Genomic DNA, 19,284 nt, shown 5'->3' on the forward strand with positions numbered 1-19,284 from the left:
TGTCAAGAATCTCATTCCCGAAAAATAATCTGAAAATAAGCTACCTGTAAATTCCCAGCGGACGCACCGTAGCCCAGAATTTCCAGAGATTACCAGATGTCAGTACAAAATCCCTGGTTGAACTTTCATTGACGACAGTCAGCTTCAGCCGATGAATCTGCCTCTTTTTCAATGCCTGGAGTAATGGAGCGAACCAATTTCGCTCCATTTTCATCAATTCATTACGCCAGTGGTATGCATCTCTGTAACAAGCATATTTCTGCAAACTATCCAGAATGATTAACTGCTCACCCGAATTTTCAGAATGATTCAATAATTCCCCCGCGTTCTCTGGTAGACCATGGCACATAACCTTCCCCATTCCTGCCAGTGCATGAGCCAGTGTATGATCGCTCCAGATATTAGTATAGTATGTACATACCTCTGAAGGCCTGACACCTCCTCCCCATATCCAGATACTGTTGACCGGCAGCTCACCCTGTGCTTCTCTGTTCCGATTCAACGGGTGTTCATAAAGAAACATCTGTATCTCATTGATCCTGCTGTTCCAGATTACTCCCTCTTTTCCACGCGGCAGAAGATCATTTATATTTTTACCAGCTACCTGACTCAAGAGGAATGTGCGCAGCTCAGGAGTTTCATCACACTTCACATACCAGCGATCGGGATGAAATGGCAGCAAAGTTATCCTCTCATCTGAAAAAAATTCATTGATACTATCGGTAAAAGAAATTGCTTCTTTTAGGGAAATATTCAAAATCTGGTTATCCCCAAGAAGTATATGGTTGTTCTCGACCCTGAGATGAACCGGATCGGCACGTAGCCAATAACTTTCTCCCACTTCCATCTTATTTTCTTCACGCTGCAGCAATATCGAAGCTACCGGCCAATCTTGCTGTTTGTTCACATTAAAAATTTTACACAACCAGGATTCCAGTACCTCTCCTTCAGTTTCAGAGTGATTACTTTTCGCCAGAATGGTTTCCAATGCAGGTAATTTCAGATGTTGATAAATATCCGTTTGTGAACCATCTGGCCAGAATATGTCAGGAACAAATAAATGCAGATTCATTTAAAAGTTAGCAAAAAAAGTAAAAAATTCCAGAGTCAATTCTGGGGATCGAGAATGGGTTCTACAGTCTGATCACATGATCACAGCCTTTTACAGATTTACGGGAAACTATGAGTTGCAAATTTGTCAGAGATGGATATAATTTTAAGAATCGTTCTCATTATTAAATTAAGCAGATAGTGCGTTTTAGACTGAATGTTCAGTATAAAGCGCATTCCTGAAAACTATTCGACAAAAAATATCTTTCATGTATATTTGCGTGTGTAAGGGTGTGACTGAGCGCGACATTCACCAGGCTGTAAAACAAGGTGCTATAAGAATGCGTGACTTAAGGAACAATTTAGGCGTTACTAGCCAGTGTGGTACCTGTGCTTGTCACGCCAAAATAGCCTTGGACAAGGTATTGAATCAGGAATTTTCTCAACAGACTACTACTGGATCTTCCTGAAGTCTCACCTGACTTACTGACACCTGCAAAATGTTTCTTAAAGGAGAGAAGAAATCATGAAAGGTAATGCAGATATTATTCGCTGGCTGAATCGCCAACTGCAACATGAGTTGACTGCTATCAACCAATATTTTCTTCACGCTCGTATGTATAAAAACTGGGGATTCAACAAACTGGGTGAGCATGAATATCATGAATCCATTGAAGAAATGAAGCATGCAGATCAATTGATTGAGCGTATTCTTTTTCTTGAAGGATTGCCGAATCTGCAGGAACTCGGCAAATTGCTGATCGGTGAAAATATGCAGGAATGTGTATCATGTGACTTAGACTTGGAGCGCATCTCCAGAGAAACGCTTATCAGTGCAATAGCTGCTTGTGAAACAGCCCAAGATTTTGTTTCACGTGAAATTTTTAAAGAAATTCTTGAGGATACGGAAGAACATATTGACTGGCTGGAAACACAGCTGGATATGGTCCAGAATATTGGAACTCAAAACTGGCTACAGAGCCAGATTTAATTCTTCAATATATATCTCTTGATCAGAAAGGTTTAAACCACATCAAAGCCAAAAGAGTATTACTATCTCTAATTGTCGATAGCAGCTTAGAATCCTAGTTTTCTGTATGCTTCTGTTGTCACCCGGAAAGCTGAACGTACTGTAAAATACAGGTATCTTTTGAAACCTGTCGGGTTAGGATGTAAATTAGCTGATCCGACTTAAATACCATGACTTCTCATTGTATTCAGTGTGGCAGCAGTCGGGTTCATAAGTCCCGTTTCAGACCTGGTGAGCGTACACCCGCTAATTTACTGCTTTCACCTTATCGCTGTCGTGATTGCAAAGCACGTTTCTGGGGCAGGAACAGTGATGCCTGTCTGGCAACGGCAGCAGGTGTTGGTGGTATATTTCTACTGAGTGCTTTGATCTGGGTAGGATTTTCCCTCAATGAACCCATGGAGAGAAACCTATCATCTTCACAACCACAAACTGCTTTAGCAGGATTATCCTGGCTAGATTCTCAATCCTCTCCCCCTGTTTCATCAGCAAACCTTACACTAACGGAAGCAATTGAACGTGGAGAAAAGATTGATTTACAATCAGTTAAAAATGAAAATACCAGTTCTTTTTTGCCTGATCCAAGGGACAATCGGTTTTATACCATCAATCTTTTTCTTGAAAAAGCCAAAAAAGGCAATGCAGATGCCCAATATCAATTAGGCATACTATATCTGACTGGAAAAGGAACTCTTCAGGATTTTTCTGAAGCTTCCAAATGGTTCATTTTAGCTGCCGAACAAAACCATCCCCTGGCTCAATATGAACTTGGCCTGCTTTATCAAATTGGCCAGGGTGTGGAAATGGATAACGAAAAGAGTTACATGTGGTTCAATTTAGCTGCAGCAGCAGGAATAGAACAGGCTATCGCAGCTCGTGATAAAGCTATGCGCTCACTAAGCCGCACGCAACTCTCATCGGCACAGAAAGCAGCCCGGGAATGGCTGGATTCCAGAAATAAATCTGGAAAATAAATATTACCCGGGCTTTTTTCTAAAGCGCTTTGACCATGTCTTCAACGACCTTCTTGGCATCACCGAATACCATCATGGTTTTATCCATATAGAAAAGGTCATTGTCCAGCCCGGCATAACCAGCAGCCATACTGCGTTTGACAACCATTACGGTGCGCGCTTTGTAAGCTTCCAGAATCGGCATTCCATAGATCGGGCTTCCCGGCACATTTGCTGCTGGATTAACCACATCATTTGCACCTAATACCAGCACCACATCGGTATTCGGGAAATCGCTGTTGATTTCATCCATTTCCTGCACCATTTCGTAAGGAATCTCCGCTTCTGCAAGCAAAACATTCATATGCCCAGGCATACGGCCTGCAACTGGATGAATTGCAAAACGCACATTTATACCTTTCTTGTGCAAAGCCTGAGCCAACTCTTTGACCGCATGCTGTGCACGTGCCACAGCCAATCCATATCCCGGGATGATGATAACGCTATCCGCATTCCCCATGAGAAATGCTGCATCATCTGCACTGCCACTGCGATAGGATTTCTGCGTTCCATCATCGGTACTTTGGCTTCCCCCATCACTACCGAAACCACCCAGAATAACGGATAGAAACGGACGATTCATGGCTTTACACATGATATAGGAAAGAATTGCACCGGAGCTGCCAACCAGCGATCCCGCTATAATCAGCATTGGATTTCCGAGTGAAAAGCCAATTCCCGCAGCAGCCCATCCCGAATAGGAGTTCAGCATGGAGATCACGACTGGCATATCCGCGCCACCAATCGGGATGATGATGAGAAAACCGAGTAAAAAAGCAATAGCGGTCATTGCAGAAAATGCGGTCCAGTTCGTCGTCTCGCTAAAGAAGAACCATAAACCGAAACCAATCATGAGAATGGCCAGCAACAAGTTGACCATATGTTGCCCACTAAAAACAATCGGTGCACCACTCATCCGACCAGACAATTTCAGGAATGCAATGACAGAGCCAGACCACGTCATAGCGCCAATGAAAGTACCCAGAAAAAGCTCGAGTTTACTGCCTGTTGGCAATATTTCCGACAAACCGAATGAGGTAGGGTTATTGACAGCTGCAATTGCAATAAATACAGCAGCAAGACCTACCAGCGAGTGCATAAATGCAATGAGTTCAGGCATTGCAGTCATCTGGATGCGTTGCGCCACGATTGAACCAATGATTGCACCCACAGCAATACAACTTAGAATCAGTATCCAGTTTTCGGTAATGGTAAGCGTTGTGAATACGGCAATACCCATCCCCAACATGCCCAGAAAATTACCGCGACGTGCAGCAAGAGGCGAACTCAATCCTTTGAGTGAGAGAATGAAAAATACAGCCGCTATCAGGTAAGCTAATGCAATGAAGTTAGCAGACATTTAGGCTTGTCCTTTTTTGTCTTTTTTCTTAAACATTTCCAGCATACGCTGGGTAACGAGAAACCCACCAAACACATTGATGGATGCCAAAACCACGGCTGCAGCCCCCAACCATGCTCCCCAATCAGCTTCAGCTGATCCCGCTGCCAGCATTGCACCAACCAGGATAATACTGGAAATAGCATTGGTTACTGACATCAGGGGAGTATGGAGAGCAGGGGTTACATTCCATACCACATGGTAGCCAACAAAAACAGCCAGGACGAATACTGTCAGATTTATGATCGTTGGATCAATTTCTCCAATCATGTGCTTTCCTTATAGAGAGATTCATAAATTTTTGCGCGAATAATATTGTCTGCCTGCTTATGATTTACCAATTACTTCTCCAGCCATACAGACCAGACTGCCATCAATGATTTCATCTTCGCGGTTTACGTTAAGCTCACCGGTTTGGGCATCAAGTATCAGATTCAAGAAATTCAGCAAGTTGCGTGCATATAGTGCACTGGCATCAGCTGCCACCAATCCGGGAAGATTAGCAACACCCACCATATGCACACCGTGCTTGACTACAGTCTTACCCAATTCCGATAAGGGACAGTTTCCACCTGCTTCAACCGCCATATCAACAATTACTGATCCCGGTTTCATTGCTTTGACTGTTTCCTCAGTGATCAGAACAGGTGCCGGACGCCCCGGAATCAGAGCAGTCGTGATGATGATATCTGCTGCTGCTGCACGTTCCTGAATCAGCTCACCTTGCCGACGTTTATAATCTTCCGACATTTCGGTTGCATATCCGCCGGCAGTTTCAGCTTTGGCTTTTTCCTCATCTGTCAGAGGAACTTCTACAAATTTTGCACCCAGACTTTCAACTTGTTCTTTCACTGCAGGTCTTACATCAAATGCTTCAATTACAGCTCCCAGACGTTTGGCAGTTGCAATAGCCTGTAGTCCGGCCACACCTGCCCCCAGAATCAGGACGCGCGCAGCTTTGACTGTACCGGCTGCCGTCATCAGCATGGGAAAAAATTTCTGATATATATTGGCTGCCAGAATGACGGCTTTGTATCCACCAATATTTGCCTGAGAGGACAGCACATCCATACTTTGTGCTCGCGATATTCGTGGCAGTTTTTCCATCGCGAATGCGGTCAATCCATGCCTGGCTACAGACTCGATTTCCTCTGTATGATGGGGGGTAAGTAAGCCTATCAGTACCGCATCCTTTTTCATCAGTGCCAGCTCATCTGCTTCAGGTCCCCGCACTTTCAGTACGATCTGGGATTGTTCATACAACTGCGAAGCAGTGGAGACGATAGTAGCACCGGCCTCCTGATAAGCTGAATCAGGAATACTGGCATCAGCACCGGCACCCGCCTGTACCAGAACAGTATGCAGGCCCTTGGCAGTCAGCTTTTTGACGGTTTCTGGCGTGGCCGCCACGCGCGTTTCTCCTGCACGCGTTTCGGCAGGTATGCCTATGTGCATGGATATTCTCCCTTGTTATTTTGATGATTCATTAATTAAAAAATTGCGACATGGATCCAATTTTGGTACCAAATTATAAATCAATTTAAAACAGATTGAATCCCGACGGCATTTTCTGTTTTATCAGGAAACATGGCTACTGCCCCGTTGCAGACAATGGCCGATCCAGCGACTCGTCAGTTTTTCCTGAACACTGTTCTGGCGTAAACGTGAAGCCAATCCACTGAAATCGACCAGATCCAATGGTTGATCCTGATTGAAGCAGGAAAAAACATAAGAAATTTCTCCTGTGACAGGATCCTTTTGCGGTTGCAGACATTGCGCACAGATTTCCTTCATCATGCACTGCATCGGGGAATTGATCGAACCCACCGCAAAATGCTCTACTTTAAGATAAGGTGCAAGCTGCTGGTGTCGTGCGGTGGCTACTGCTGCCATCATTCGATCGGAGCCAATAGCAATGATGCGGTCAGCGGCCTGCATCGAGATCGGTGTATTACCGAGTTCGCCACTAGCATAAGCAACCAGCGCCTGTACGATATTTCCGACATAACTAAGATCACCCGGGCGTGAAGGTTGAAACCCGGGTGCTTCATCACTGCACCAGACGATGGTATCCGCAGCCGCTTCTATTTCTGCTACTTTATAACGGTCAGCCAGTTTTTTATAGCCAGCAAAATATAGAACTTTACAACCGGCAGCACGTGCAGCAGCACCAATCGAGAATAGTACCGCATTACCCAGACCACCTCCCACCAGTACAACAGTTTCGTGAGATTCAATTTCTGTCGGAGTACCAGTGGGTCCCATCAATACAACCGGCTCGCCCGGTTGAAGTAACGTACATAAATTTGCCGATCCTCCCATTTCCAGTGCTATCAATGATACTAATCCACTAGAAATATCTACTGAAGCACCGGTGAGGGCGATACCTTCCATAGCCAGGCGCGTTTGCTCGGATATTTTTGCGAATGAAGCATAATTCTGGAAGCGATAAAATTGCCCCGGGTGGAAATGACGAGCTGCTAACGGTGCATGAACGACGACCTCGATGATATTTGATGTCAGTCTCTCCACCTTATGGACAGTCGCGCGTAACTGTCCACCAATCTCAGTGAAAAACCGGGAAGTGGATTGCACTGATACGGGCTCAGTCTGAGCAAGCACGCGACTGACGACCGGATACCCCTGTTTGGCACTGGCCATCGCTTTGACCACATTGCCGGAATAAGACGGATGTAAATCACCAAAGAAACTGATGAAGCGTCCATCGTCGGAATGATTCAGCAATACTGCAGGTGTTTCCGGCTTGGGGTTGCCCCGAGTTGCATCAATAAACTGACCATTCTCATCACAGGAAGCAAAATAACGTCCATTCAGTTTAAAGTTATGTGCATCTTCACGCGCCAGAACGGTATTAGGCTGAGTTCCTGCGGCGACCAGGATCGTCCGGGCAGGTTGAGTCACCTCGTTAACTTTATACCAGCTGCCCTCTTCATTGATTGCCTGAACAGCAAAACGGATAGCTTGAACATGCTCCCACTGATCAATATCGATTCTCAGTGGTGTCAGACCTTCAGCGAAATATATCCCCTCCTCCAACGCTTTCTCTACTTCTTCGTGATTGAGGGTATAGGAAGGACTGTCAATCAAACGTTTCCGATAGGCAATCATGGCGCCTCCCCATGATTGCAGCAATGCTGCAACACGGGGTTCGCGCTCTTCCCGCGCAGCCTGTGCTTTTTCACTGCGAATAGCTCGAGCATGATTCATGAATTCTTCAGCGATTTCGCGTTCTTCACTGTCCCAATTCGCTCGTATCGCGGCTTCACCCTGTACTGCAGCCAGTATTTCATAACGTCGCAGGAATTTTTCCACCTGAATCGGATAATAGGCCAATGCTTCCGTTGCGGCATCGATTGCTGTCAATCCACCCCCAATCACCACTACCGGCAATCGTAATTGCATATTGGCGATAGAATCACTCTGAGCAGCACCTGTCAGCTGAAGTGCCATCAGGAAATCGGAAGCTGCACGCACACCCCGTGCCAGTCCATTAGGAATCTCCAGAATAGTCGGGCGCCCTGCACCTGCTGCCAGCGCAATATGATCAAACCCGAGATCCCATGCATCCTCGACAGTCAATGTGCCACCAAAACGAACACCACCGAATAATGCAAATTCCGAACGCCGTTCCAACAGCAAACGGATCAGTTTAAGAAAATTCTTGTTCCAGCGTACTGTAATGCCATACTCAGCCACTCCTCCAAACCCTGCAGGTAACCGCTCATCCAGATCTTCACTTAATTGCTTGACATCAAAAATTGGAGTAAAGGCACTACGTTCACCCTTTATATTTACTCCGGACAGGCTGGTTGATAAAGGCTCTATTTTCAATCCATCCACGCCAACGACAGTATGCCCGTCATTCATCAGGTGATGCGATAGTGTATAGCCCGCTGGCCCCATTCCCACCACCAGTACTTTTTTACCTGTTGCTGCTTTAGGATAGGGCCTGAGTAAATCAAGAGGATTCCAGCGTGTCAACAGGCTGTAAATCTCAAACCCCCAGGGAAGCTCGAGTACATCTTTCAATGTCCGTGTTTCTGCCTGGGGAATATTGACGGGATCCTGTTTCTGATAAATACACGATTTCATGCAATCGTTACAGATACGATGCCCGGTTCCTGCGCACATTGGATTATCCAGTACGATCATGGCCAGACTGCCAATTGCCACACCCTGGGTCTTGAGCTTGTGAAACTCCGAGATTCGCTCTTCCAGCGGACAGCCGGCAAGTAATACACCCAGGTCATTTTTTTTGAAAGCTTTTACTTCAGGAACCTCTTTCGATTTCTGTGGAAACCCTTTCGAGCAGGAATCTTTACCCTGTTCATGGCACCAGATACAGTAATTGGCTTCATCCAAAGCACCTGTCAGATCGGTTCCCTGGTCCGTCAGTGAAAAGCCTTTCCGATAACGAACATGATCGAGACTGTGAACCGTATATCCATTACGATCATCACTCACCAGGGATAACAAATGCTGAAAATCCAGCTTGTGCGGAGATTTGAACAAAATGCCCTGACGGGTATGTGCCTGCCCTTCAGGTGTGCGCAGTGCCCAGGCAGCATAATGCAGTGCGAGTTCGAGCTGAGCCGCGTGATTGACTTCATCTTCCATCCAGCGCGCAACGTATGATGCAAAAACCAGTTCTGAAAAAGGTTGATCAAACTCTTCAACCAGTTTCTGTTCAAGTACTGATCCGTTCAATGTTTGCAATACTTCGTCACTTACCTTGGTTTTGGCACGCCGCTGTACAAACTGACGCTTACAAAAATAAAGGGGGGCGAGTTCATGATGACGTGCAGCCAGTGCACTGACCTCAGCTTTAATACCAAATAGCGTCGCAATGAAATCTTCCAGCCAGGGTGCAACTTCAATCAATAAAGCAGATTCATCTTTCCGGGCCAGCAGTTCCGGGTTCTGACGAGCCTGAATCAGATGATCATGTAACGTAGGATTACCTTCCTTGAGGAAATTCAGGAATATCTGATCGAGTTTGATCAAGCCGGCTCGTTCGTATAATTCAGGAAAAGATATACCAAATTCAAGAGCGAGTGCCGTAACGGCAGCCGTTGGAGAAGTGGTAAGTACTGATCGAGAATCAATCATATTTTTATCAGTTAAGGGATATTTTTCAGATATGAATATGGAAACAACAGATTGAAGTGAAGCCTTGTGCCGATCAGAGCAATCAATGACTCAGCAAATCATTCCGGCAGCAACAGTATTATTACTGACCTCATCGATCAAAATAAAACAGCCGGTTCCGCGGTTTTGGGTATAAGCATCAATGACAAGCGGTTGCTGTACTTTTATTCCAATCCGGGCGATATCGTTCATTGTAAGAGTATCAATCACCTCATGATTCATCGTATTGATATCGACCCGATAATCGATACGAGCGATCAGACCTTTGATCATGTGCGTAGTGTGTTTAACGATATATTTGCGGCCAGGGTCGAATGATTGCTCTGATAACCAGCAAAGTATGGCATCGAATTCTTTGGTAACTCGCGGTGGCTCTCCCCCATTGACCAGCATATCCCCCCGTGAAATATCCAGATGATCTTCAATCGTCAATGTAACCGACTGCGGGGCAAATGCCGTTTCCAGAGTGCCATTATAGAAAAGGATTTCTTTGATACGCGAAGTCAAACCAGACGGCAGTACCGTTACGGTATCTCCCACATGTACGGAGCCGGATTCAATTCTTCCCATATAACCACGGAAATCATGCATGGCTTCCGTTTGCGGACGGGAAACCCACTGTACCGGAAAACGAAAATCGTGCGTATTGACATCATGCTTTATATCAATGGTTTCCAGATAGTCCAACAAGGGTTGACCCGAATACCAGCCCAGGTTGTCACCGCGTTCCACGACCATATCCCCCACTAATGCGGACATCGGAATATATTCAACGGAACGCGAACCCAACCCTTGCAAAAATGCGGAGAATTCGGTGCGAATCTGATTGAAGACATCCTGAGAATAACCAACCAGATCCATCTTATTGACTGCCACCACCAAATGGGGAATACCTACCAGACTGGCAAGATAAGCATGTCTCCGGGATTGTGTCAGAACACCTTTGCGCGCGTCTATCAGGATAATTGCAAGATTGGCAGTAGAGGCGCCTGTTACCATATTACGGGTATATTGCTCGTGGCCAGGCGTATCAGCAATAATAAACTTGCGTTTTGGGGTAGTGAAGTAACGATAGGCTACATCGATGGTGATTCCCTGCTCCCGTTCCGCCTGCAAACCATCAGTAAGGAGTGAAAGATCTACTTTCTCCATTCCCCGCTTATTGGAGGTCTTCGCAATGGCATTCAGTTGATCCTCGAAGATTGATTTGGAATCATGTAATAAGCGCCCGATCAGGGTACTTTTACCATCATCCACACTTCCGGCGGTAATAAATCGAAGTAACTCGGCATGCTCGAGGCCAACATTTTCAACGACAGACATGTCTCAGAAAACCTATGAAGATAAAAAATAATACCGAAGTTGCTTCAGCGCTACTCTAAAAATAGCCTTCCCGCTTCCGCAATTCCATTGATGCTTCTGAAGTCTGATCATCCATACGTGTTGCACCTCGTTCAGTAATTCGCGTCAGTGCTGTTTCTGCAATGATCTCTTCAACATTTTTGGCATGAGAAGCAACCGGACAGGTACAACTCATATCACCGACAGTACGAAACCGAACCATCATGTTTTGTACATGCTCACCTGCTTTGGGTTGTACCAGATACGATATCGGTAACAGGCCGTTATCCCGTACAATCACTTCTCTTTCGTGTGCGAAATAAATTGATGGAATTTCAAGCTGCTCCCACCCGATATATTCCCATATATCCAGTTCCGTCCAGTTACTGATCGGAAAAACCCGGATATTCTCCCCGGGATGTGTCCGGGTATTGTAGAGGCTCCATAATTCCGGACGCTGGTTTTTCGGATCCCACTGACCGAATTCGTCACGGAATGAGAAGATGCGTTCCTTAGCCCGCGCTTTTTCTTCATCTCTGCGAGCACCACCAATACAGGCATCAAATCCGAATTCCTCGATTGCATCCAGCAGTGTGATCGACTGAAAAGGATTACGACTCTGATTTCCAGATCGTAAAATTACACGACCACGCTGAATGGAATCTTCCATACTACGTACAATCAGACGCTCTCCCAGTTCTTGGGCACGGTAATCGCGGAATTCGATTACCTCCGGAAAATTATGGCCGGTATCGATATGCATCAACGGAAAAGGAAATCGGCTGGGACGAAAAGCTTTCTCGGCCAGTCTCAGCAAAACGACCGAGTCTTTCCCCCCAGAAAAAAGCAGGACAGGATTGGTACATTCTGCTGCAACTTCCCGCATGATATGGATCGCTTCACTTTCCAGTGCATCCAGATGAGTAAAATATGACCTTTGGTTCATCTTGTTCGTTTTTAAAATACTGATTTACGCTTCTACTTTCCGGGTATGCAAACCACATTCCTTGGAATCAGGGTTTTCCCACCACCACCGCCCCGAGCGAATATCTTCGCCTGGTGTGATCGCCCGGGTACAGGGGGCACAACCAATACTGGGATAAAAGCGATCATGCAATGCATTGTAGGGAACATCGTGCTGCCTGATATAGTTCCATACATCTTTTTCAGTCCAGTCACAGAGTGGATTAAATTTGTATAAGTCGTGATCACTATCGTATGTCGACAACTGCAGCTCTTCGCGTGTCGCCGATTGCTCGCGACGCATCCCCGTAATCCAGGCTTTTTTACCAGCCAGCGCCCGCTTCAGAGGTTCGACCTTACGTATGTAACAACAGCGCTTACGTAAGGCGACACTATCATAAAACCCGTTTGGGCCATGCTCTGCTACATAGTGCTCAACAGCTGATGCATCAGGAAAATAAGCGTGGATGGAAACCCCATAACGCTCTTTTACCTTCTGCATCAGATCATAAGTTTCCTCTGGCAGACGTCCGGTATCCAGGGTGAACATACCAACTCCAGGATAATGGCGTGCAATCATATCTGTCAGCACCATATCCTCAGCACCAAAACTACTGGCAAACACCGAAGGAGAATAATCCCGCTGAATATCGCTTAACAAACTGTGTAACTGCTCAACTTTTTGCTGCAATGCCTGCTTACCCATATTAATAGGACGTTATTTTACCTGACAAACACCCATTCACAAAAACATCTACATAAGCTCATCAATCCCGACTCGATGCGACTGCTATTGCACTATTTTTAGTACATCAAACGATACAAAGCACAGATGACATTATGTTGTGCTGCTTTTTAAATATGTATGCAAGCATAGCAATAATATTTATAATTTAAAAGAATATTAGACTAATTATATATTATTTATTTTTATATAGATGAAACTTCAGCAGTTAAAATATCTTCACGAAATTGCAAAACAAAAGCTGAATTTATCCAAAGCAGCGAATGCTCTGCATACTTCACAACCTGGAATCAGCCGACAGATTCAGCTGCTGGAACAAGAACTGGGCGTTGAGATTTTTACCCGTCACGGCAAACGCATTATCAGCATTACACAACCAGGGCTTGCGATCCTGAAAACTGCCCAACGGATGCTGCAGGATGCGGATAATCTGAAAAAAATTGGAAATGAATTTAATGACAAGGAAAGCGGTACATTTATTATTGCGACTACTCATACACAAGCACGATATGTACTCCCCCCTGTAATCAAGCGCTTCATCGAACATTACCCGAAAATCAAGCTGTCCTTACGACAAGGAAGTCCCGTAGAAATAGCCACCTGGGTTTCATCTGGTGAAGCCGATTTAGCTATAGCAACTGAAGCCATCGATTTATTCGATGAACTTGTCATGCTGCCTTGTTACGAATGGAATCGCTGCATCGTGGTTCCACCCCGACATCCATTACTCCAGCTTAAGGAGTTAACACTTGAATCCATCGCCCAATACACTATCGTTACCTATGATTTCGCCTTTACCGGCCGCTCCAAAATCAACCAGGCATTTGAATCCAAAGGGCTGAAACCCAACGTGGTCCTGACAGCACTTGACGCAGACGTAATCAAAACCTATGTAGAAATAGGTTTAGGTGTAGGCATTCTGGCAAAGATGGCCTTTGATCCAGTTCGCGATAAAAAGCTACGGGCTATTGATGCCGCGCATCTGTTTGAGCCCAGCACTACCCGCATCGGTATCTGTCGCAACAGCTACATTCGCCACTACGTTTACGATTTTATCGAGATGTTCGCCGCTCATCTCGACATGGAAACAGTTAATAAACTACTCAAAAACTCCGAAAATCAACAGCTCTCTATAACCAGCAATAAATAAATCTCTCGCTAGGCCTGGATTGATGATCGAACCGCTTTCTGATAGACTTCGCCCCTTAAAATTTTCGGTATATTTATCCGGAAAGTGGGGTCAGCGCGACATAAATATAAATATTATCGCTGAAATACCCACTCTGCCTGACAATCCGCAGCACTCACAACAAGAAAGCTTAATAAGCGAGCACCAACGTCATTGAAGAATAAATTCTCTGATCAGGAATTAGGGTAGCTCATCTCTATAATTTTATATTTGATTGGCAGCATAAATTTCTCTGACTATCCTGATGTCCTTTATATAACAAAATACAATATATAACTAATTTAATATTCTTTTGAATTATAAAAATAATTGCTATCCTTGCACACTCTTAGAGAGTGATGTAACAACAAAACTAAAACAGACGTAAACGGTTTTTTTAATTGATTTGTCCATACCTACAAAATATTCAGGATATTTTAGTTACGCGCTGGATATCCTACTTCTACGTATTTCTACGTGTGAAGAACTTCCAAAATATAGAATAAAATGATGGCATCACAACTCTCGGGGGTCGCACTGACTGCGGAACAGTGGCAACTTGTCGAGGCACTAGGCTCTTCGCTTACACCTGAACATGCATACTGGATCAGCGGCTATTTTGCTGGCCTCGGATCAGCTTTGTTACGCAACAGTGGCACAGTCTCCCAGTCTCCAGATGTACGCATTCCCTCAGTAGTAACACAAGCAGAACCCATTGCAGCTCGTTCACTTACCATTCTTCACATCAGTGAAACCGGTAACAGTACCGAGCTGGCGATCCGCCTGGCAACACTGGCCGTTGAGCAAGGACTCAATCCCACACTCGTTGGCATAGCTGATTACAAGGTTCGCAGACTCAAAGAAGAGCAGGATCTACTGATTATTACCTCCACTCATGGCGAAGGAGATCCACCTCAGTCCGGAATGGAATTTTTTGAATTTGTCGAAGGCCGTAAGGCACCCTCACTACCCGACTTGCGCTACGCCATACTCGCACTGGGCGACATGAGCTATGAGCATTTTTGTGGTGCCGGTAAACGTCTCGATGAGCGTTTAGAAGCCTTGGGTGCAAAACGGCTGCAACCACGCGTCGATTGTGATGTGGATTACGAAGACCCGGCAGCCGCATGGAGTACCGGTATACTGGCATTGCTCGCCGCCGAGCAAGCATCGGCCATATCATCAGCCGCCTCACCATCAAAGACAACAGGCGGTACTCAGCAAGCTAACAATTCAGTTTATAGTAAACGAAATCCTTTCCCGGCAACTGTCATTGACAATATTGTTCTCTCTGGTCGAGGCTCGACCCGGGAAACACACCATATTGAAATTTCACTTGCTGATTCCGGCCTGACCTACGAACCGGGTGATGCATTAGGCATCGTGACTAACAACGATCCCGCAATGGTTGAAGCACTACTGGCTGCGCTCAGCATGAATCCAGACGCACCACTCACGATAAAGGGTCAGACAACCACTCTCTTTGATGCACTTGGCAAATCGTTCGAAATCACCACAGCAACGCTGCGTTTCCTTGATCACTGGGGAGAATTGACCGGCACGACTGATATCTTTTCCGCAATGGATAATACCAAGCGCGCAGCATTTCTTCATGATAATCATATAATTGATATCATTCGCGCCTATCCACTCAAGGGCCTTGATCCGCAGCGTTTTGTGGACGGACTGCGCCCATTGCAGCCGCGCCTCTATTCCATTGCCTCCAGTTTGTCGATCTGTCCTGATGAGGCACATATCACTGTTGCGCCAGTGCGCTATAAGCTGCATGGGGAACCTCGCTCAGGTGTCGCCTCCGGTCATCTCGCAGATCGGGCCGTAGCTGATTCCGTATTACCGGTTTATATCCAGAGTAACCCTCACTTCCGATTACCATCCAACGGCGAGCCGATCATCATGATCGGTGCCGGGACCGGTGTGGCACCCTATCGTGCCTTCATGCAGGAGCGTGAAGCAAATGGCGGTGGCCGCTCTTGGATGTTTTTCGGTGAACGTAATTTCCGTACCGATTTTCTTTATCAGACCGAATGGCAGGACTGGCTGAAGAATGGTGTCTTAACAAAAATGGAAGTCGCCTTCTCACGTGACGGAGCAGAGAAGGTGTATGTACAGCATCGCATCTATGAGCATGCGCACGATGTCTATGCCTGGCTGGAAGAAGGTGCCTATATTTACTTATGTGGCGATGCTTCGCACATGGCACCCGATGTTCATAACATACTGGTCACCGTTATTGAAGAACAGGCAAGCGTTCAACGTGAAGAAGCAGAAGAATATCTTCGCGATTTGCAACGCGATGGGCGCTATCAGCGCGATGTTTATTGAGAATACAAATGGCAAATACCCTTCCCCCAACTGATCGCAGTTGCGATATATCCCAACCGCTTGAACGGCTAAGTCCGGATGAATCACTTAAGGCTGAAAGTGACTATCTGCGTGGCACAATCGCACTTGGTTTGTTGGATCGAATTACATCCGCTGTGCCCGGCAACGATATCAAGTTGATGAAGTTTCACGGTATTTATGAACAAGACGATCGTGAAGTTCGTGATGAGCGCCGCCGCCAGAAACTGGAACCCGCTTTTCAGTTCATGATTCGTGTACGCTTGCCGGGAGGCATCTGTACGACTGAACGCTGGTTGAAAATTTCAGACCTGGCCTGTGCGCACGGCAATGAAACATTGCGCATGACTACCCGACAAACTTTCCAGTTTCACTGGGTGCTCAAGCAGAATATCGTTCCTGTGATCCGTGGTCTTCACGAAGTATTGCTCGATACAGTAGCTGCATGTGGAGATGATTCACGCGGGGTAATGGCGACTGTCAACCCTCAATTTCCAGCTCTGCAGGCAGAACTTGCAGCACTGGCAAAAACCGTAAGTGATCACGTCATTCCCAAAACCCGGGCTTATCATGAGATCTGGTATGGCGAAAAGCGGATTGCTTCATCCGAACCGGAAGAGCCATTCTATGGGCAAACCTATATGCCTCGTAAATTCAAAATCGGATTCGTGATTCCACCCAATAATGATATTGATATTTATGCGCAGGATCTGGGTTATATCGCAATCATTGGTGAAGACGGGAAAATAGCAGGTTTCAATGTTGCAATCGGTGGTGGAATGGGGCGTACTGACAAGGCGCCGCGTACCTATCCTCGTACCGCATCAGTCATCGGTTTCATTACACCGGACAGACTTATTTCTGTTACCGATGCTGTGATGAGTGTCCAGCGTGACTATGGCAATCGTGCCGATCGGTCACGTGCCCGCTTTAAATACACGGTCGACGATAAAGGACTGGACTGGATCAAACTTGCCATTGAAGATCGCGCCGGGCCGCTCGAATCGGCACGCCCCTATGATTTTACCTCCAATGCGGATATCTACGGGTGGATTGAATCGGATGATGGATCTCATCACTTCACACTGTTTATCGAGAACGGCCGCTTAAACCGCGATATGCTTGATAAAATTGCGCGGATTGCACATGTTCACAAAGGACATTTTCGCCTGACTCCCAACCAGAATCTCATGATTGCCAACATTGCCACGGCTGACAAACCTGAGATAGAAGCATTACTAAGGGAAACAGGATTAATCGCCTTTAATGAACGCAGTGTACTGCGTCTGAATTCAATGGCATGTGTTGCCCTGCCAACCTGCGGCCTGGCAATGGCTGACAGCGAACGTTATCTGCCCGATCTGATTACGAAGATCGAGGGAATCCTTACTCGGTACAACCTGCACAATGAACCGATTACACTCAGAATGACGGGATGTCCCAACGGGTGCAGTCGCCCTTTCATTGCGGAAATTGGACTTACCGGCCGTGCACCGGGCAAATACAACCTTTACCTGGGTGGTGGTTTCCACGGTCAGCGCCTTAATCGCCTTTACCGCGAAAATATCGGTGAACCGACAATCCTTGAAGCGCTTGATGAAGTACTCGGCCGCTATGCAACAGAGCGGCTGCCTGATGAGCATTTTGGTGATTTTACGATTCGCGCCGGTATTATTCGCGAGGTAACGGAAGGACGTTTCTCAAATGACTAAGAGAAACTACCACACGCTATCTGTCTGTTGACATAAACAGCTGCCCGCTATGATGCTCTTTTCCCGATCCCGGTAACAACCGTAATTTATTCAATACAATATAGAGCAGCTTTTTACCAATGCCTGACAATCACCCGTCAGGTAAGGTGATTATCAGGTTAATATTCGGGTTACAGCTTGGCACCGGTCCCTACCAGTGCTGCAGAAACAATCTTATAAGAAAATGATTCAGGCTCCAGGCTGTTCTGCTGGCGCCCATCGATTTCCGCATGAGGGTAGCTGAAAAACGGCAGCTTGCTGATGGCGGCACTCGCTTTAGTGGTACCGAGGTCAACATCCTCTCTTTCATTGAATGCCACCCAGTTCATCTCCCAGGAACCAAACAGCTTTTCCCTCAGCTGACTGATCGAATCATGGTCGCGGGGTAACGATTCTGCTGCCATAACTCTGGCCACATCGGATGGGTTTACCGGTACCCAGCCCAATCCGGAAAGATAAAATTCTGCCTGACAATGCTGAGAAGTACTGATATCGCCCGACTTACCCAGATTTTTGTTCAATATCGAATCATCGATACGAATTCCATACTGAATTCTGGCAGGAATACCGCAAGCACGTGCCATACCTACAAACAGCGTATGAATATCCGCACATTTTCCGCTGAGATTCTCCTTTCTGGAAAGCAGGCTCCGAAGATCTCCACTACCTTGACCACGCCCATTGGTATCATAGGCCACATTATCGATTACCCAGTCATAAATAGCACGTGCCTGCTGCAAAGGGGTGCGTGCATTTGCCTGACCGGTCACAGAATGCGCTGTTTTTTTCACGACATCATCCAAGGGAATATGCCGGGTGGGTTGCAAATAGCGTTTCATATTCTGAGGAATCGAAACTTTAGCAGGTGCCTGGTAAGAAGACAGATCAACACTACGGTCAGCAGTCTTGACGATGCTGCTTACCTTAACTGTACGCTCCTCCCCTTTTTGCCAGAGAGCAAAAAATACCGGTGACTGGGTACCCGGCAGCATGTAAAAGGCTGAAGCAGTAGCTTTCCCGCTCCAGTTATTTCCCTGAGTGAACTGGTAAACAGTATCACTCGCGTCCGGCAGCGGCAGCCATAGTTTTGCAACCTTGCCAGATGCGGGCAGAGTAACTTGGTACGTTAATTGATAGCTGCGCCACTTCCGGTTTGGGGACAACGCAGACGCACGCGCAACAGCTGGAAATAAAGCAGCAGCTGCAGCACTTGACCCGACTAGCTTGAAAAAACTCCTGCGTTTCATACAACTCCTCATCAATGATAGTATAGAACCCAACAAATTTATCGCTA

15 protein-coding genes are annotated in these 19,284 nt (G+C 46.2%); 6 read left to right on the plus strand and 9 right to left on the minus strand.

Features of this window, described 5'->3' with window-relative positions:
* Positions 1-40 precede the first annotated feature (40 nt).
* Positions 41-1,072, minus strand: coding sequence for a hypothetical protein (locus ABUL11_RS06385; RefSeq protein WP_350283029.1), 1,032 nt, complete (start codon positions 1,070-1,072; stop codon positions 41-43).
* A 247-nt stretch (positions 1,073-1,319) separates the two neighbouring features.
* Between ABUL11_RS06385 and ABUL11_RS06390 the strand changes: the two genes are divergently transcribed.
* The 3 genes from ABUL11_RS06390 (at position 1,320) to ABUL11_RS06400 (ending at position 3,054) form a co-directional block, all read left to right on the plus strand.
* Positions 1,320-1,520, plus strand: coding sequence for a (2Fe-2S)-binding protein (locus ABUL11_RS06390; RefSeq protein ID WP_350283030.1), 201 nt, complete (start codon positions 1,320-1,322; stop codon positions 1,518-1,520).
* A 56-nt stretch (positions 1,521-1,576) separates the two neighbouring features.
* Complete coding sequence (bfr, locus tag ABUL11_RS06395; protein ID WP_350283031.1) at positions 1,577-2,041, plus strand: bacterioferritin; 465 nt, start codon at positions 1,577-1,579, stop codon at positions 2,039-2,041.
* 437 nt (positions 2,042-2,478) lie between these two features.
* The gene (locus ABUL11_RS06400) at positions 2,479-3,054 is read left to right on the plus strand and encodes a tetratricopeptide repeat protein (protein WP_350283032.1); all 576 of its coding nucleotides are present in this window, start codon (positions 2,479-2,481) and stop codon (positions 3,052-3,054) included.
* Positions 3,055-3,073: 19 nt separating this feature from the next.
* Here ABUL11_RS06400 and ABUL11_RS06405 read toward each other — a convergent pair whose 3' ends face one another.
* From ABUL11_RS06405 to ABUL11_RS06435, 7 genes are all read right to left on the minus strand, one after another.
* On the minus strand, positions 3,074-4,453 hold the full coding sequence (locus ABUL11_RS06405) for an NAD(P)(+) transhydrogenase (Re/Si-specific) subunit beta (RefSeq protein ID WP_350283033.1): 1,380 nt from the start codon (positions 4,451-4,453) through the stop codon (positions 3,074-3,076).
* A complete protein-coding gene (locus ABUL11_RS06410; protein ID WP_011634267.1) occupies positions 4,454-4,762 on the minus strand; it encodes an NAD(P) transhydrogenase subunit alpha part 2 in 309 nt (102 codons plus the stop codon).
* Positions 4,763-4,819: 57 nt separating this feature from the next.
* Positions 4,820-5,947 (minus strand): Re/Si-specific NAD(P)(+) transhydrogenase subunit alpha, encoded by a 1,128-nt coding sequence (locus tag ABUL11_RS06415; RefSeq protein ID WP_350283034.1) that lies wholly within the window; start codon positions 5,945-5,947, stop codon positions 4,820-4,822.
* Positions 5,948-6,070: 123 nt separating this feature from the next.
* Positions 6,071-9,622 (minus strand): FAD-dependent oxidoreductase, encoded by a 3,552-nt coding sequence (locus ABUL11_RS06420; protein ID WP_350283035.1) that lies wholly within the window; start codon positions 9,620-9,622, stop codon positions 6,071-6,073.
* 90 nt (positions 9,623-9,712) lie between these two features.
* Entirely contained in the window at positions 9,713-10,984 is a 1,272-nt protein-coding gene (gene cysN / locus ABUL11_RS06425; RefSeq protein ID WP_350283036.1) for a sulfate adenylyltransferase subunit CysN, read from the minus strand.
* Between the two features lie 55 nt (positions 10,985-11,039).
* Positions 11,040-11,948 carry a sulfate adenylyltransferase subunit CysD gene (gene cysD / locus ABUL11_RS06430; protein WP_350283037.1) on the minus strand — a complete coding sequence of 303 codons (909 nt, stop codon included), beginning with the start codon at positions 11,946-11,948 and terminating at the stop codon, positions 11,040-11,042.
* A 24-nt stretch (positions 11,949-11,972) separates the two neighbouring features.
* Entirely contained in the window at positions 11,973-12,671 is a 699-nt protein-coding gene (locus ABUL11_RS06435) for a phosphoadenylyl-sulfate reductase (protein WP_350283038.1), read from the minus strand.
* A gap of 232 nt (positions 12,672-12,903) precedes the next feature.
* Here ABUL11_RS06435 and cysB point away from each other — a divergent pair, with 232 nt between their 5' ends.
* The 3 genes from cysB to ABUL11_RS06450 all read left to right on the plus strand — a co-directional run bounded on the left by cysB (position 12,904) and on the right by ABUL11_RS06450 (position 17,951).
* The gene (cysB, locus tag ABUL11_RS06440) at positions 12,904-13,860 is read left to right on the plus strand and encodes an HTH-type transcriptional regulator CysB (protein WP_350283039.1); all 957 of its coding nucleotides are present in this window, start codon (positions 12,904-12,906) and stop codon (positions 13,858-13,860) included.
* A gap of 525 nt (positions 13,861-14,385) precedes the next feature.
* Positions 14,386-16,221 (plus strand): assimilatory sulfite reductase (NADPH) flavoprotein subunit, encoded by a 1,836-nt coding sequence (locus tag ABUL11_RS06445; RefSeq protein WP_350283040.1) that lies wholly within the window; start codon positions 14,386-14,388, stop codon positions 16,219-16,221.
* An 8-nt stretch (positions 16,222-16,229) separates the two neighbouring features.
* Complete coding sequence (locus ABUL11_RS06450; protein WP_350283041.1) at positions 16,230-17,951, plus strand: NADPH-dependent assimilatory sulfite reductase hemoprotein subunit; 1,722 nt, start codon at positions 16,230-16,232, stop codon at positions 17,949-17,951.
* A 170-nt stretch (positions 17,952-18,121) separates the two neighbouring features.
* On the opposite strand, the gene ABUL11_RS06455 is transcribed toward ABUL11_RS06450, so the two are convergent.
* Positions 18,122-19,237, minus strand: coding sequence for a transglutaminase family protein (locus ABUL11_RS06455; protein WP_350283042.1), 1,116 nt, complete (start codon positions 19,235-19,237; stop codon positions 18,122-18,124).
* Positions 19,238-19,284 lie beyond the last annotated feature (47 nt).

It is taken from the genome of Nitrosomonas sp. (assembly GCF_040256045.1).
Classification (GTDB): Bacteria; Pseudomonadota; Gammaproteobacteria; order Burkholderiales; family Nitrosomonadaceae; genus Nitrosomonas.

Bases quoted from the DNA above. Each gene is read 5' to 3' on its own strand.
- ABUL11_RS06415 (WP_350283034.1), bottom strand. From the start codon at position 5,947: ATGCACATAGGCATACCTGCCGAAACGCGTGCAGGAGAAACGCGCGTG.
- ABUL11_RS06385 (WP_350283029.1), bottom strand. From the start codon at position 1,072: ATGAATCTGCATTTATTTGTTCCTGACATATTCTGGCCAGATGGTTCA.
- bfr (WP_350283031.1), top strand. From the start codon at position 1,577: ATGAAAGGTAATGCAGATATTATTCGCTGGCTGAATCGCCAACTGCAA.
- ABUL11_RS06410 (WP_011634267.1), bottom strand. From the start codon at position 4,762: ATGATTGGAGAAATTGATCCAACGATCATAAATCTGACAGTATTCGTC.
- cysB (WP_350283039.1), top strand. From the start codon at position 12,904: ATGAAACTTCAGCAGTTAAAATATCTTCACGAAATTGCAAAACAAAAG.
- ABUL11_RS06405 (WP_350283033.1), bottom strand. From the start codon at position 4,453: ATGTCTGCTAACTTCATTGCATTAGCTTACCTGATAGCGGCTGTATTT.
- ABUL11_RS06400 (WP_350283032.1), top strand. From the start codon at position 2,479: ATGGAGAGAAACCTATCATCTTCACAACCACAAACTGCTTTAGCAGGA.
- ABUL11_RS06445 (WP_350283040.1), top strand. From the start codon at position 14,386: ATGATGGCATCACAACTCTCGGGGGTCGCACTGACTGCGGAACAGTGG.
- ABUL11_RS06390 (WP_350283030.1), top strand. From the start codon at position 1,320: ATGTATATTTGCGTGTGTAAGGGTGTGACTGAGCGCGACATTCACCAG.
- ABUL11_RS06420 (WP_350283035.1), bottom strand. From the start codon at position 9,622: ATGATTGATTCTCGATCAGTACTTACCACTTCTCCAACGGCTGCCGTT.
- ABUL11_RS06435 (WP_350283038.1), bottom strand. From the start codon at position 12,671: ATGGGTAAGCAGGCATTGCAGCAAAAAGTTGAGCAGTTACACAGTTTG.
- cysD (WP_350283037.1), bottom strand. From the start codon at position 11,948: ATGAACCAAAGGTCATATTTTACTCATCTGGATGCACTGGAAAGTGAA.
- ABUL11_RS06450 (WP_350283041.1), top strand. From the start codon at position 16,230: ATGGCAAATACCCTTCCCCCAACTGATCGCAGTTGCGATATATCCCAA.
- ABUL11_RS06455 (WP_350283042.1), bottom strand. From the start codon at position 19,237: ATGAAACGCAGGAGTTTTTTCAAGCTAGTCGGGTCAAGTGCTGCAGCT.
- cysN (WP_350283036.1), bottom strand. From the start codon at position 10,984: ATGTCTGTCGTTGAAAATGTTGGCCTCGAGCATGCCGAGTTACTTCGA.